The following is a 12,950-nucleotide window of genomic DNA, read 5'->3' as shown; positions in this document are numbered from 1 at the left end:
GGTTTTGTAACCATAGAGGGTTATTTCACCCGAACACGCTCAATGTAAGTGGCAAATGCAGCAAGCTGTTTGGCCAGAAAATCCAGTGTTACCTGATCGGTCAGCTCTTTGGTTTGTTCATCGACTTTGCTTTGAATCACCCCGCCCATAAATTCGGGCTTATTCATTACCATCGCATCAAGGAATACCAAAATTTGGCGCAAATGATACTGGCAACGCGCGCCACCAATCGGCCCCATGGAGCTGGTCTGAATTGCCACTGGTTTGTTAGCCAGCGGTTGGTTAGGTAAACGGGATAGCCAGTCGATGGCGTTCTTCAACCCTCCGGGGACGGAATAGTTATATTCCGGTGTCACGATAATCACCCCATCGGCCTGACGAATCTGCTCAGCAATGGCCTCAATCGTGGTCGGGAACCCATCTTCCTGTTGTACATCGGCGTCATAAAGTGGAATGTCGCGAATAGTAGGCAGTGCTTCGATACTCACACCGGCTGGTGCTAATTTAGGCAGCGCACGTGCCACCATGGCATTGTAGGAACCATTACGCAGGCTACCCAAAAGGGTAACAATTTTAAGGGGTTGCTGTGACATGACTGACTCCCGTTTAGTTAATGTGTAACACTGATCTCTCACCAGAGTAGGACAAACTTGAGTAACGTGCTACTCCTTAAAATTTAACTTAAATGGGTGTCATCTGCGGATTTGTTACATTGAAATTGTGATCGGAGGAGAGGAACGGAGAAATCGTCCGCTGCTGTTATCAAGTCTATGCATAAAGTGCCGTTAATAGATCAGGAGCTATCCAGCTCTCTTACATTGAGCGACACGATAATGCTAAAAACCACTCAAGCCCGATTTACCTTACTCGTTAGTGCGTTTTTCATTTTTTTGCTAATAATCACGGTGGTGGTTATTCAGCTTTTTGTCACACCACAACTCAAACAATCTGAAAGCACCATTGTTGGCAACAGTGTCGACCAAATCGCGACGGCAATAACGGCGCAAATGAATAAAGTGGAGGCACAAGCCCGCAGTATTACGCAGGCGGTTGCCATCATGGACAGTAATACCATTGACCAATTATTGCCGGGGTTAGTGGATCAATACGGTGACAGTAATGTCTTTGGTGGTGGGATTTGGCCATTACCCCATAAACGTGAGCAAGGAGTGATTAAATTCAGCACTTTCTTTGCCCGTAATGGGGAAAATAAGTTAACGGTAAACACCCATTGGAACTCGCCAGAGTCGCAAAATTATTTTGAGCAACCTTGGTATAAAGAGGGTTTAAATGCCCCGAAAGGCTTCTGTGCCTGGGCTAAAGCCTATCAGGATGATGCCAGTCCGCAGCCAAGAACTAACTGCGCAATGGCGATTTATAAAGGCGACGAGATCTATGGTGTTTCTACCATTGACGTCACTTTAGGCTTCTTTAACCGCCTGGTTAAAGATATGGAACAGAAGGTCAATGGCACCATTCTGATTGTCGAAGCTGATGGCAAGATTGTGGGGAGCAGCGCCCTGGCTGATGGCAAAGCAGAATTAAAAAATCTATCAGACTTCGCCAGCAGTTCGCCAATGGCGGCAGAAACTCAGCGATTATTGCCGCAAATGAAAGACCAGAAATTACTGGAAAATGAATTTGACGTCGATGGCACCTCTCACACTCTGTTTATCCGCCCCATCGCCAATAGCCCGTGGTATTTGGTCACTGATCTGCCCACCAGCTTGTTGGTCAAACAGAGTCACAGCATTTTGTTGCATCTGGGGTTAGTGCAGATTCCTATCATGTTGTTATTGCTGTTGTTCTTGGTGTTTTCTATCCGCGTCTTTATGAAACGGCTGGCGGCATTGAAACAAAACATCATGGCTTTATCTGCGGGTGGTGCTGATTTAACCCAGCGTTTACCACAAAGTAGTAGCCCGGAGTTCAATGCTATTAACCAGAGTTTCAACGATTTTATCGACTATTTGCAGCAAATGATGCGACAAGTCGGCGAAAGCAGCTTGGCCATTGCTTCGGCATCGCGTCAAATTGCCAGCGGCAATCTGGATTTATCAGCTCGTACTGAAGATCAAGCCAGTTCAATTGAAGAAACTGCGGCTTCAATGGATGAGTTGACCAGTACCGTGAAACAAAATGCGGATAACGCCAGCCATGCCAACAAACTGGCGATGGATGCTTCCTCTGTGGCAGTGAAAGGTAGCACTGTAGTGAAGAAAGTGGTGGACACCATGGGGTCAATCAACCATTCATCGAAGAAAATTGTCGATATTATTAGTGTAATTGACAGCATTGCTTTCCAAACTAATATTCTGGCACTGAATGCGGCAGTCGAGGCCGCGAGAGCCGGTGAGCAGGGGCGTGGTTTTGCTGTAGTGGCCTCTGAAGTGCGTAATCTGGCACAGCGCTCGGCAACTTCTGCCCGAGAAATTAAAAAGCTGATTGAAGACTCGGTGTCTGATATCACGATTGGTACTCGCTTGGTGGCTGATGCGGGCACCACGATGGATGATCTGATGAGCGGAGTGTCCAATGTGGCGTCATTAATGAATGAGATTATGTCATCCAGCCAAGAGCAAAGTCTGGGTATCGAGCAGGTTAATCTGGCGATTAATCAGTTAGATAACTCAACGCAGCAAAATGCGGCGCTGGTGGAGCAAGTGGCGGCAGCGGCGCAAGCTATGCAGGATCAAACCGTGCAGTTGGAGAGTGTGATTAGCGGCTTTAAGGTTTAATTCGCGACTGTGACTTTTTGAAAAACGAGTGAGTGTGTGAAGGGGTGATCGTACCTAGGGGCGCTTCGGTGGCTTACGCACTTGTATTTGAAACTAAGAGCGATCCCAACGGCACGTTTCCCCTTCATTTGAACTTGTTCGCCGTCTGAACCCCTTTTGCTAGCCGAAAGGGGTTTTTATTTATTCACGGCGAATTTTACTGGCAAATAAATTACCCAGCGATTGAATTAACTGCACGGTGATAATTAATACAATCGCGGTAGTGACAGTGACAAAAGTATCAAAGCGCTGGTAGCCATAAGTAATAGCTAAATCACCAATTCCGCCACCACCGACTGTACCCGCCATGGCAGTGGCACCAATCAAACCAATGGTGGCGGTGGTCAGCGCCAATATTAATGACGACAGTGCTTCAGGCAGTAAAAAATACCAAATGGCTTGTAGCGGTGTTGCCCCCATTGATTTTGCTGCTTCCAGAATTCCGGGATTAACGTCCAGCAGGGAGTTTTCCACCAAGCGGCCAATATACGGCGCGATAAAAATAATCAGCGGTACAATCGCCCCTGGCGTTCCTATGGTAGTGTTCACAATGAGGCGGGTGAGCGGGATAATCGCGACCATCAGAATAATAAACGGCAATGATCGGATGATATTGATAATGGGGTTAAGAATATTATAAAAAACCCTATTCTTAATTAACCCACCCGGCCGAGTCACTACCAGTAAAACCCCCAAAGGAATACCAATAAGAGAACCGATCACCAATGAAATACTGACCATAACCAGAGTATCGTGTAGCGCCTGGATAAATTGGTCTAATGTAATTGCGGTTTCGATCATCAATTTATTTCCTGTATATCAATTCCTGTTCCCGCCAGATAATTAACGGCGCTATCAATGATGTGATTCTCGCCGGTTAATAACAGCACCATATGACCTAGCGTGGTGTCCTGTATCTCTGACATGTTGGCAAACAGAATATTGATGCCAATATCATATTGCTTGATGAGTTGGTTGATCACCGGCTGTGTCGCTATTGCCCCGATAAACGCCAGGCGAAATTGGCGACCTGCATGGCTGTTATCCAATAATTTTTTCACACTCTCGGGCAAGCTGTCTTTGATGACGGTGCGAACAAAGTTAATTGTCGTGGGGTGGGTTGGATGACCAAAAACCGTCAATACTGAACCTTGTTCAATGACTTGACCGTTTTCCATGACCGCTACCTTATTACAGATCTTTTGAATGACTGACATTTCATGGGTAATCAGCAACACCGTAATATTGTATTGTTGATTAATTTTCTTCAGTAATAACAAAATCTGAGCGGTGGTTTGCGGGTCGAGTGACGATGTAGCCTCATCACACAGCAGAATAGAGGGATTAGTTGCCAGCGCCCGAGCAATGCCCACTCGCTGTTTTTGTCCTCCGGATAACTCGTTCGGAAAATTGTGACTTTTATCCCCCAACCCGACGAAGTCCAGCAGCTCCGCAACACGTTCTTGAATGAATTTTTTGTTTTTCCCCAATAAAATAAGTGGCATGGCGACGTTTTTAAAAACAGTCTTTGATTCCAATAAATTAAAATTCTGGAATATCATGCCAATATTTTTTTTCAATAAACGAAGCTGTTCCTGACTAAAGTCATGCAGGTTTTTACCATCAATAATCACATTGCCGGCGCTCGGGCTTTCCAGTGAATTGACCATGCGTAATAGGGTACTTTTCCCCGCGCCACTGTAGCCGATGATGCCAAATATATCACCGTCCTCGACGGTTAAATTGACATCATTAAGAGCCTGTAGTTTGATACCTTTACGTTCAAAGGTCTTGGAAATATGCTGAAGTTCAATCATCTGTTAATCCATTAGTTTAGATAATCAGGTAGCATATAACCCGTGTATTTTTCGTTATCCAGAATATATTTTTTAAATTCAGGGGAGTGATATCCTGCAATAATATCCTTGGCAAACTCGGCGTCTTTATTTTTACCGGCAACGGTCACCACGTTAACAAACTGAGAGGTGGGTTTTTCAAGTTGCAGCGCTGAAGTGAGTTTTATCCCATTAGACACAGCAAAGTTACCTTGGATTGCGCCATAGTCTACATCGGGTAATGCCCTGACTTGCTGCGCATTATCCATTTCTTTGATCACCAAATGATACGGATTTTCTGCAATATCTTTTTGCGAGAAAGTGGCTGGATCAATTTTTTCTTTCAGCTTTATCCAGCCAATAGATTGCAGTAAGAGCGCGGCTCGGTATTCATTGGAGGGCTGATTCGGGACTGAAATCCATGCGCCATCTTTGGGCTTGTCTTCTTTATTGTGCTTATTAGAATAGAGGCCCATCGGGGGCGTGGGGACTTGTACAATACCTGTGTTATCAATGCGTAATCGGTCATTTATGGCTTGCAGATAAACCGGGTGTTGCATGATATTGCCATCAATTTCTCCAGTGCTGACTGCATTATTGACCTGGATTCCATCATTGAAATCTTTATATTCAATCTTGTAACCTTTACTTATTAGATAAGGTGCCACGCCTTTCTCAAATTGCTCTTTATAAGGGCCAGGGTTAAATCCTAACTTAATGACTTTCTTCTCCTCACTATGGGCATTCAGTGAGGTTAAAATAATTAAACCAAATAAGGATATTGCCAGCGAACGTATTCTCATCATTATTTCCCTGTGGAATAAATATTAATTCAGACTCTAAAGAGGAATTTATTCACAAGGTTGCAGGCTATTAGGTTATCCGTAAACGAAGAATATAGACTTAACTTATCTATTATCGATATATAGGATAATGATATGGCTATATCAAGAGAATATAATGAGAAGAAGTGTTAATGAGTGGATAAGCAACCCGCTGTACGGCGCACAGCGGGTTGTCTGATATAAACCGGAGGTTTAGCCCTGAATCAGATTAGGGATCTTCACCGCAGGATTAACATCAGCTTCATAGTCCACACCATCAACAGCAAAACCGAACAGATTTAAGAACTCGGTTTTATAGCCGGTGAAGTCGGTCAACTGATAAATATTGTCGTTGGTCACCTGGTCCCACAACTGCTTAACCTGGCTTTGTACTTCAGGAGCCAATTCTTTGTAATCAGCACGTAGGCGGCCATCTTGGTCCAGGTGCGGCGCGTTGCCACACAAGCTGTCTTTATACAGCGCATAAACCTGCTCGATACAGCCCTCATGAGTGCCTTTTTCTTTCATCACTTTGAATAACAATGACAAATACAGTGGCATCATTGGGATCGCAGAGCTGGCCTGAGTCACCACTGCTTTCAGCACAGAAACACGGGCATCACCGCCGCCGTGGGCAGATAGGCTATCGCGGATCGCCAGAACTTTTTGGTCCAAGTCCTTCTTGGCCGCGCCAATAGAGCCATTCCAATAGATATCATGAGTGATTTTTTCACCCAGATAGGTGAAAGCGGTTGTTTGTGCGCCTTCAGCCAACACGCCCGCTTCCAGCAGTGCATCAATCCACATCTGCCAGTCTTCACCACCCATGACGGCGACTGTGTTGTCGATTTCTTCTTGAGTGGCCGGTTGCAACACGGCCTCTTTGATAACTTCTTTATCAGTATCAAGGCTGCGGAATTTAACTTCATGCCCGATAGGTTTCAGTGTGGAGTTAAACACTTGGCCGGTCTTCGGGTGAGTACGACGTGGCGAAGCCAAACTGTAGATAACCTGATCAACTTGACCCAAGTCTTGTTTGATGGTTTCAATCGTCAGGCGCTTAATCTCATCGGAAAAAGCATCGCCATTGATGCTCTTCGCGTACAAGCCTTTTTGCTCAGCGAATTTGTGGAACGCGGCGCTGTTGTACCAACCCGAGGTTCCCGGCTTGCCTTCTTCGCCCGGACGCTCAAAGAAAACGCCCAGTGTATCGGCACCACAACCAAATGCTGCTGTAATGCGGGCTGCCAGCCCGTATCCAGTTGACGCACCAATCACTAATACTCGTTTTGGGCCGTTAGCGATTGTACCTTCTGCTGTGACATAGTCGATTTGCTTTTTGACGTTGGCTTCGCAGCCTGTCGGATGTGCAGTCACACAGATAAAGCCGCGTACACGTGGTTTTATAATCATGGATACCTCAGTTTATGAATAAAGTTAAGTGTTCGAGCTACCGTCGATTCAGACTCATAGAGCCAGATTATCAAAATTAGCGATAATCTGCTCCAGCTCTATGGCATCACACTCATTTTCCGATACAAAAACTGGAGAAAATTCGCCCCAGTAAGTCATCTGAGCTAAATTCGCCGGTAATTTCACTCAATGACTGTTGCGCTAAACGCAGTTCCTCCGCCAGTAGTTCACCGGCGTAAGCGCTTACTAACTGTTCATGACCCTGCACCAGATGTTGTGCGGCCGTTTCCAGTGCTTGCAAATGGCGACGGCGTGCGAGGAAGCCGCCTTCGGTGTTGCTGGTAAAGCCCATACTTTGCTTGAGATGATTGCGCAGCAGGTCAATACCTTCACCGGTACGTGCGGATAAGCGAATAAGTGAGTGACCATTTACTTCGGTTAAACCCAAGGTCTCACCGGTAATATCAGCTTTATTGCGCACCACAGTGATGGGGAGCGTAGCAGGTAACCGCGCCATAAACTCTGGCCAGATCGCCGCCGGTTCAGTGGCCTCCGTGGTGGTGCCATCAACCATAAATAGCACGCGGTCAGCCTGTTCTATCTCATGCCAGGCACGTTCGATACCAATACGTTCAACTTCGTCATTGGCTTCACGTAGGCCTGCAGTATCAATGATATGCAACGGCATCCCATCGATATGAATATGTTCCCGCAATACATCACGGGTAGTGCCCGCAATATCGGTCACAATCGCTGCTTCTCGTCCTGCTAACGCATTGAGTAAACTGGATTTGCCAGCATTCGGGCGGCCAGCAATGACCACTTTCATCCCTTCACGTAATAAACTGCCTTGCCGGGCTTCAGTGCGTACTTGTTCCAGATCTGCCATTACGCCATTTAACTGGCCTTCAATTTTGCCATCAGAGAGGAAATCAATTTCCTCATCAGGAAAGTCGATGGCAGCTTCGACATAGATTCGCAAGTGAGTGAGTGCTTCCACCAATTTGTGGATTCGCACTGAAAATGCGCCCTGTAATGAGTTTACCGCCGAACGTGCAGCTTGTTCTGAACTGGCGTCGATCAGGTCGGCAATGGCTTCTGCTTGAGCTAAATCTAGCTTATCGTTCAGGAACGCCCGTTCAGAGAATTCACCCGGACGGGCAATGCGCAGTCCGGGCAGGGCCAGAATACGTTTTAACAGTAAATCCAGTATAACCGGCCCACCGTGACCTTGTAGTTCCAGCACGTCCTCGCCAGTGAAAGAATTCGGGCCGGGGAAGTAAAGAGCGATACCTTGATCCAACGTACTGCCATCTGCATCCTTAAATGGCAGATAATCGGCATAGCGTGGTTTAGGTAATTTACCCAAAACTGCCTCCGCGACCGCTGCGGCAGCACGACCAGAAACACGTAAAATACCCACGCCACCACGGCCAGGAGGCGTTGCTTGTGCCACGATAGTATCAGTGGTGCTCATGGTTATCTCTCTCTTTAAAAGAATAAGGCGGTCATATAGCTATGACCGCCTTATATACCTTTCTTAATTGCAGTCGCAGCTGTGGTGAGCTGCTCTCCCAATCACTAACGTATGTCAGTGACTGGGGGATTTATCATATTAAGACTGTTTCTTCTTATCGCGGCTGTGTAAACCACGTTTTTCCAGACCACGATAAATCAACTGTTGCTGCAGGATGGTCACCAGGTTACTGACAATATAGTACAGTACCAGACCCGCTGGGAACCACAGGAAGAACACAGTGAAGATAACCGGCATGAAGGTCATGATCTTCTGCTGCATCGGGTCAGTCACGGTAGTCGGTGACATCTTCTGAATGAAGTACATGGTGATACCCATCAGAATTGGCAGAATGTAGTACGGGTCTTGTGCTGACAAGTCATGAATCCACAAGATGAACGGCGCATGGCGCAACTCAACGGAACTCATCAACATGTAGTACAACGCCAGGAAGATTGGCATCTGAATGACCAGCGGTAAGCAGCCACCCAGTGGGTTAACTTTCTCAGCTTTGTACAACGCCATCATTTCCTGACTCATACGTTGCTTATCGTCGCCGATACGCTCACGCATAGCAGCCAGTTTAGGCTGTAGCAAACGCATTTTCGCCATCGAGGTATATTGCGCTTTAGTCAGCGGGTACATGATACCGCGCACGATAAAGGTAATAACGATGATGGAGAAGCCCCAGTTACCGACAAAGCTGTGGATGAATTTCAACAGTTTGAACAGTGGCTGAGAAATAAACCATAACCAACCATAGTCAACAGTCAGGTCCAGATGTGGCGCGATAGCCGCCATTTTGTCCTGAATTTCCGGGCCAACCCACAAGGTGGCACCCAGTTGTTTCTGCTCACCCGGCTGAATCACGACAGGCGCACCTTTAAAGCCGATGGCAGCCAGACCGTTACCTAAGTCAGCGGAGTAGAAAGTGTTGGTTTCGTTAGCCGCTGGAATCCACGCTGTTGCAAAATACTGCTGCAACATAGCAACCCAACCGCCTTTGGTCGTGATATCCAGGCTCTTATCTTCGATATCACTAAAACTGTATTTTTTATATTTAGTTTCATCAGAAGAGTAAGCCGCACCACGATAAGTATGCAGCGCGAAGTTATTGCTGCCGGTATCACGGTGTTTAGGCAAGTTGATACTTTGCTTTAATTGGCCAAACAGCGTCAGCTCCAGCGGGGCAGCAGAGGCGTTTTTCACGTGATAATCCACGCCAATGGCGTAATCATTACGTTTCAGCACAAACGTCTTGGTAAAGACGGAGCCATCTTTGCCGGTGAAGGTCAATGGAATACGCAGTTCGTCCTGGCCATCAGCTAATACAAAGCTGGTTTGAGGCACTTCGAATAGCGGGCGTTCACCGTTAGCTGGATTATCCGGGCCGCTTTTACCTGTCAGGCCACTTTGCGCCTGATAAATGAACGCTGGGGTGGTTTCCAGTAATTCGAAAGTTTTATCTGAACCCAGAGCATCCGGGTAAGCCAGCAGGTTAGCCTGCTCGATGTCACCGCCACGGGTATTAATGGTCAGAGACAGCACATCAGTTTTTACAGTAATCAGTTGGCCCTGACCACTGCCTGGCACGGCCTGGCTTGCTTTATCACCGGTAGCAGTATTCGCAGTCTGTTGCGTGGTCTGAGCGGCTGGTTGTGGATTGTTGTCCACTTGCCAGGCTTGCCAGATCATGAAAGACACGAACAGCAGAGCGATGAGTAGAAGATTGCGTTGCGAATCCATCGTTAGTGTTCTCTGTTATCGTCGGGTTTCGGCGGCACGGGATCATCGCCACCTGGGTTCAAAGGGTGGCATTTTAATACGCGTTTCAGTGTTAACCAACTGCCTTTTATCATCCCAAACCGGCGCAATGCCTCAATTCCGTAATGAGAACATGTCGGATGGAAACGACAACGCGGCCCCAGCAACGGACTTATCACGAGCTGATAGCCCCTGATTAGCCCGATCAGGATGCGGGAGCCTGGCGACAGTGGCGACGCCATAATTTTTCCAAAGCTTCTGTCAACGCACGGTTATCGAGGTCAGCCACACCCTTTTTCACCAAAACGACAAAATCCATAGACGGTAACGTATGCTGATGTAACCGGAAGCTTTCGCGGGTTAAGCGCTTGATCCGATTACGTTCATGAGCACGTTTGACATGTTTTTTGGCGACGGTAAGACCGATGCGGGGATGCCCCAGCTCGTTCAGGCGGCCGAGGATGGTGATTTGCGGCGTGCCAGCCCGTTGTGGCTGCTGGAAGACGAACGTAAAATGACTGGGAGTTAACAAACGTAACTCCCTAGGAAATGCTAGCTTAACCATTGATATGGTTAGCTTTTATTACTTAGAAACAGTCAGACGAGTACGGCTTTTCGCACGACGGCGAGCCAGAACTTGACGACCATTTTTGGTGGCCATACGAGCACGGAAACCGTGGCTACGGTTGCGCTTCAATACGGACGGTTGGAAAGTGCGTTTCATAGCGATTTCTACCTAAACTTAAAATAATTACTGATTCAGTAAACGCGTTTGGCTGCTCGGAGTGAAGACACCGACGCCTCAATCGCAACATATAAAGAAGCGGGATTGTAATAATTGTACAGTCCTGAGTCAATTGACATTGCGCACGCCCGCACAGAAGTTTTCTGTATGGGAGTTTACCAAGAGCCTGTCCGTGTTCACCGCTGGTTTCTTTTTGGCCGAGACCATTAAGAGAACAGGCATCACACGTAGGGCTGAGGATTATACGGACTCCCTGATAAAGCGCAAGGATCGCGGTGAGATCCTTTGTAGATTAATGAGGATCAAGGTTGGGATAAGGGGAAAGTAATTCCAGTATATTCCGAAATACTCCGGGATCGTGCACGATGACGGCAGGAAAAGTGATGTGCTAGGTTACACTGCCGATAGAAGTTGTGGCCTGTGGATAAAAAGGATCTAATCTGTGAGGAAGGGGAGGATCTATTGCTGCTTTTGCGCTATGATCCGCCTTTCCGATCACATCCGCTACTCTGAGATCACTACTCCGGGATCGTGGGGGGGTGTGAGTCGTAAAACAACCGAAAAACGGTTCGCATGTCACTTTGGCTTGCTACAGGCCATATTGGCGTGTGTCAAAAACGATGAGTTACAAAAAATCCTGATTTCTTTCTTTTATTGATCTTGTTCGAGTGGAGTCCGCCGTGTCACTTTCGCTTTGGCAGCAGTGTCTTGCCCGATTGCAGGATGAGTTACCTGCCACAGAATTTAGTATGTGGATACGCCCCCTACAGGCGGAACTGAGTGACAATACTCTGGCGCTTTACGCACCTAATCGTTTTGTACTGGACTGGGTCCGTGATAAGTACTTAAACAATATCAATGGCTTGCTTAATGATTTCTGTGGCGGTGAGGTTCCTTTACTGCGTTTTGAAGTTGGGAGTAAACCCGCGGTCAGAGCAGTACACAGTCATCCAGTTACAGCCAGCGTTAGCGCGCCTGTTGCTCCGGTTACCCGCAGCGCACCTGTACGCCCGAGTTGGGACAGTTCGCCTGCTCAACCTGAACATTCTTATCGTTCGAATGTGAACCCTAAACACACATTTGATAACTTCGTTGAAGGTAAATCTAACCAACTGGCCCGCGCAGCGGCACGTCAGGTCGCGGATAATCCGGGTGGCGCGTATAATCCATTATTCCTCTATGGCGGCACAGGTTTGGGTAAAACTCACCTATTACATGCTGTAGGGAATGGCATTATCGCCCGTAAAGCTAACGCCAAAGTGGTTTATATGCACTCAGAGCGTTTTGTGCAAGACATGGTAAAAGCCTTGCAGAACAACGCAATAGAAGAGTTTAAGCGCTATTATCGTTCGGTTGATGCGTTATTAATCGATGATATTCAGTTCTTTGCCAATAAAGAGCGTTCCCAAGAAGAGTTTTTCCACACCTTTAATGCTTTGCTGGAAGGTAATCAGCAGATCATTTTGACATCAGATCGCTATCCAAAAGAGATTAATGGGGTAGAAGATCGTTTGAAATCGCGTTTTGGCTGGGGCCTAACGGTGGCGATTGAGCCGCCGGAGCTGGAAACCCGGGTCGCGATTTTGATGAAAAAAGCGGATGAAAATAATATTCGCTTACCCGGTGAGGTTGCGTTCTTTATTGCCAAGCGTCTGCGTTCCAATGTGCGTGAGCTGGAAGGGGCATTGAATCGTGTGATCGCCAATGCCAATTTTACTGGTCGGGCAATCACTATTGATTTTGTTCGTGAAGCTCTGCGCGATTTACTGGCATTGCAGGAAAAGCTGGTCACTATCGATAATATTCAAAAAACCGTCGCAGAATATTATAAAATTAAGGTCGCTGACCTACTCTCTAAACGGCGTTCCCGTTCGGTAGCCCGCCCGCGCCAAATGGCAATGGCGTTGGCGAAAGAGTTAACCAACCACAGCCTGCCTGAAATCGGCGATGCGTTTGGTGGCCGCGACCATACCACGGTGTTGCATGCTTGCCGCAAAATTGAACAATTGCGTGAAGAAAGTCACGACATCAAAGAAGATTTCTCTAACTTAATCAGAACATTATCCTCCTAGCGCT

12 protein-coding genes are annotated in these 12,950 nt (G+C 47.1%); 2 read left to right on the top strand and 10 right to left on the bottom strand.

Features of this window, described 5'->3' with window-relative positions; genetic code table 11:
• Window positions 1-20: 20 nt before the first annotated feature.
• A complete protein-coding gene (locus tag DX162_RS06755) occupies window positions 21-593 on the bottom strand; it encodes an NADPH-dependent FMN reductase (protein WP_004393533.1) in 573 nt (190 codons plus the stop codon).
• 240 nt (window positions 594-833) lie between these two features.
• Here DX162_RS06755 and DX162_RS06750 point away from each other — a divergent pair, with 240 nt between their 5' ends.
• Window positions 834-2,738, top strand: coding sequence for a methyl-accepting chemotaxis protein (locus DX162_RS06750; RefSeq protein WP_004393534.1), 1,905 nt, complete (start codon window positions 834-836; stop codon window positions 2,736-2,738).
• A gap of 180 nt (window positions 2,739-2,918) precedes the next feature.
• Here the strand turns inward: DX162_RS06750 and DX162_RS06745 are convergent, their stop codons facing one another.
• The 9 genes from DX162_RS06745 to rpmH form a co-directional block, all read right to left on the bottom strand.
• A complete protein-coding gene (locus DX162_RS06745) occupies window positions 2,919-3,578 on the bottom strand; it encodes a methionine ABC transporter permease (RefSeq protein WP_004393535.1) in 660 nt (219 codons plus the stop codon).
• Complete coding sequence (locus DX162_RS06740; RefSeq protein ID WP_098081035.1) at window positions 3,578-4,594, bottom strand: methionine ABC transporter ATP-binding protein; 1,017 nt, start codon at window positions 4,592-4,594, stop codon at window positions 3,578-3,580. The genes DX162_RS06745 and DX162_RS06740 overlap by 1 nt, the downstream gene beginning before the upstream one ends.
• An 11-nt stretch (window positions 4,595-4,605) precedes the next feature.
• The gene (locus tag DX162_RS06735) at window positions 4,606-5,415 is read right to left on the bottom strand and encodes a MetQ/NlpA family ABC transporter substrate-binding protein (RefSeq protein WP_032821271.1); all 810 of its coding nucleotides are present in this window, start codon (window positions 5,413-5,415) and stop codon (window positions 4,606-4,608) included.
• A 234-nt stretch (window positions 5,416-5,649) separates the two neighbouring features.
• Window positions 5,650-6,849, bottom strand: coding sequence for an enoyl-ACP reductase FabV (gene fabV, locus DX162_RS06730; protein ID WP_004393538.1), 1,200 nt, complete (start codon window positions 6,847-6,849; stop codon window positions 5,650-5,652).
• 112 nt (window positions 6,850-6,961) lie between these two features.
• Window positions 6,962-8,326, bottom strand: a complete 1,365-nt coding sequence (gene mnmE, locus DX162_RS06725; RefSeq protein WP_004393540.1) for a tRNA uridine-5-carboxymethylaminomethyl(34) synthesis GTPase MnmE — start codon at window positions 8,324-8,326, stop codon at window positions 6,962-6,964.
• Window positions 8,327-8,464: 138 nt separating this feature from the next.
• Complete coding sequence (gene yidC / locus DX162_RS06720) at window positions 8,465-10,111, bottom strand: membrane protein insertase YidC (RefSeq protein ID WP_005161105.1); 1,647 nt, start codon at window positions 10,109-10,111, stop codon at window positions 8,465-8,467.
• Between the two features lie 2 nt (window positions 10,112-10,113).
• Window positions 10,114-10,371, bottom strand: coding sequence for a membrane protein insertion efficiency factor YidD (yidD, locus tag DX162_RS06715; RefSeq protein ID WP_032906726.1), 258 nt, complete (start codon window positions 10,369-10,371; stop codon window positions 10,114-10,116).
• On the bottom strand, window positions 10,335-10,694 hold the full coding sequence (rnpA, locus tag DX162_RS06710; RefSeq protein ID WP_025380108.1) for a ribonuclease P protein component: 360 nt from the start codon (window positions 10,692-10,694) through the stop codon (window positions 10,335-10,337). The genes yidD and rnpA overlap by 37 nt, the downstream gene beginning before the upstream one ends.
• 18 nt (window positions 10,695-10,712) lie before the next feature.
• Window positions 10,713-10,853 carry a 50S ribosomal protein L34 gene (gene rpmH, locus DX162_RS06705; protein WP_004393543.1) on the bottom strand — a complete coding sequence of 47 codons (141 nt, stop codon included), beginning with the start codon at window positions 10,851-10,853 and terminating at the stop codon, window positions 10,713-10,715.
• Window positions 10,854-11,554: 701 nt separating this feature from the next.
• Here rpmH and dnaA point away from each other — a divergent pair.
• Window positions 11,555-12,946, top strand: a complete 1,392-nt coding sequence (gene dnaA, locus DX162_RS06695) for a chromosomal replication initiator protein DnaA (RefSeq protein WP_004393544.1) — start codon at window positions 11,555-11,557, stop codon at window positions 12,944-12,946.
• Window positions 12,947-12,950 lie beyond the last annotated feature (4 nt).

It is taken from the genome of Yersinia kristensenii, assembly GCF_900460525.1.
Lineage (GTDB): Bacteria > Pseudomonadota > Gammaproteobacteria > Enterobacterales > Enterobacteriaceae > Yersinia > Yersinia kristensenii.
This window is presented reverse-complemented; position numbering and strand designations above follow the sequence as displayed.

What these genes read in the sequence shown, in the direction of transcription:
- fabV (WP_004393538.1), bottom strand. Translation starts at nt 6,849, where the DNA reads ATGATTATAAAACCACGTGTACGCGGCTTTATCTGTGTGACTGCACAT.
- rnpA (WP_025380108.1), bottom strand. Translation starts at nt 10,694, where the DNA reads ATGGTTAAGCTAGCATTTCCTAGGGAGTTACGTTTGTTAACTCCCAGT.
- rpmH (WP_004393543.1), bottom strand. Translation starts at nt 10,853, where the DNA reads ATGAAACGCACTTTCCAACCGTCCGTATTGAAGCGCAACCGTAGCCAC.
- DX162_RS06745 (WP_004393535.1), bottom strand. Translation starts at nt 3,578, where the DNA reads ATGATCGAAACCGCAATTACATTAGACCAATTTATCCAGGCGCTACAC.
- DX162_RS06750 (WP_004393534.1), top strand. Translation starts at nt 834, where the DNA reads ATGCTAAAAACCACTCAAGCCCGATTTACCTTACTCGTTAGTGCGTTT.
- DX162_RS06740 (WP_098081035.1), bottom strand. Translation starts at nt 4,594, where the DNA reads ATGATTGAACTTCAGCATATTTCCAAGACCTTTGAACGTAAAGGTATC.
- DX162_RS06735 (WP_032821271.1), bottom strand. Translation starts at nt 5,415, where the DNA reads ATGAGAATACGTTCGCTGGCAATATCCTTATTTGGTTTAATTATTTTA.
- DX162_RS06755 (WP_004393533.1), bottom strand. Translation starts at nt 593, where the DNA reads ATGTCACAGCAACCCCTTAAAATTGTTACCCTTTTGGGTAGCCTGCGT.
- yidD (WP_032906726.1), bottom strand. Translation starts at nt 10,371, where the DNA reads ATGGCGTCGCCACTGTCGCCAGGCTCCCGCATCCTGATCGGGCTAATC.
- yidC (WP_005161105.1), bottom strand. Translation starts at nt 10,111, where the DNA reads ATGGATTCGCAACGCAATCTTCTACTCATCGCTCTGCTGTTCGTGTCT.
- mnmE (WP_004393540.1), bottom strand. Translation starts at nt 8,326, where the DNA reads ATGAGCACCACTGATACTATCGTGGCACAAGCAACGCCTCCTGGCCGT.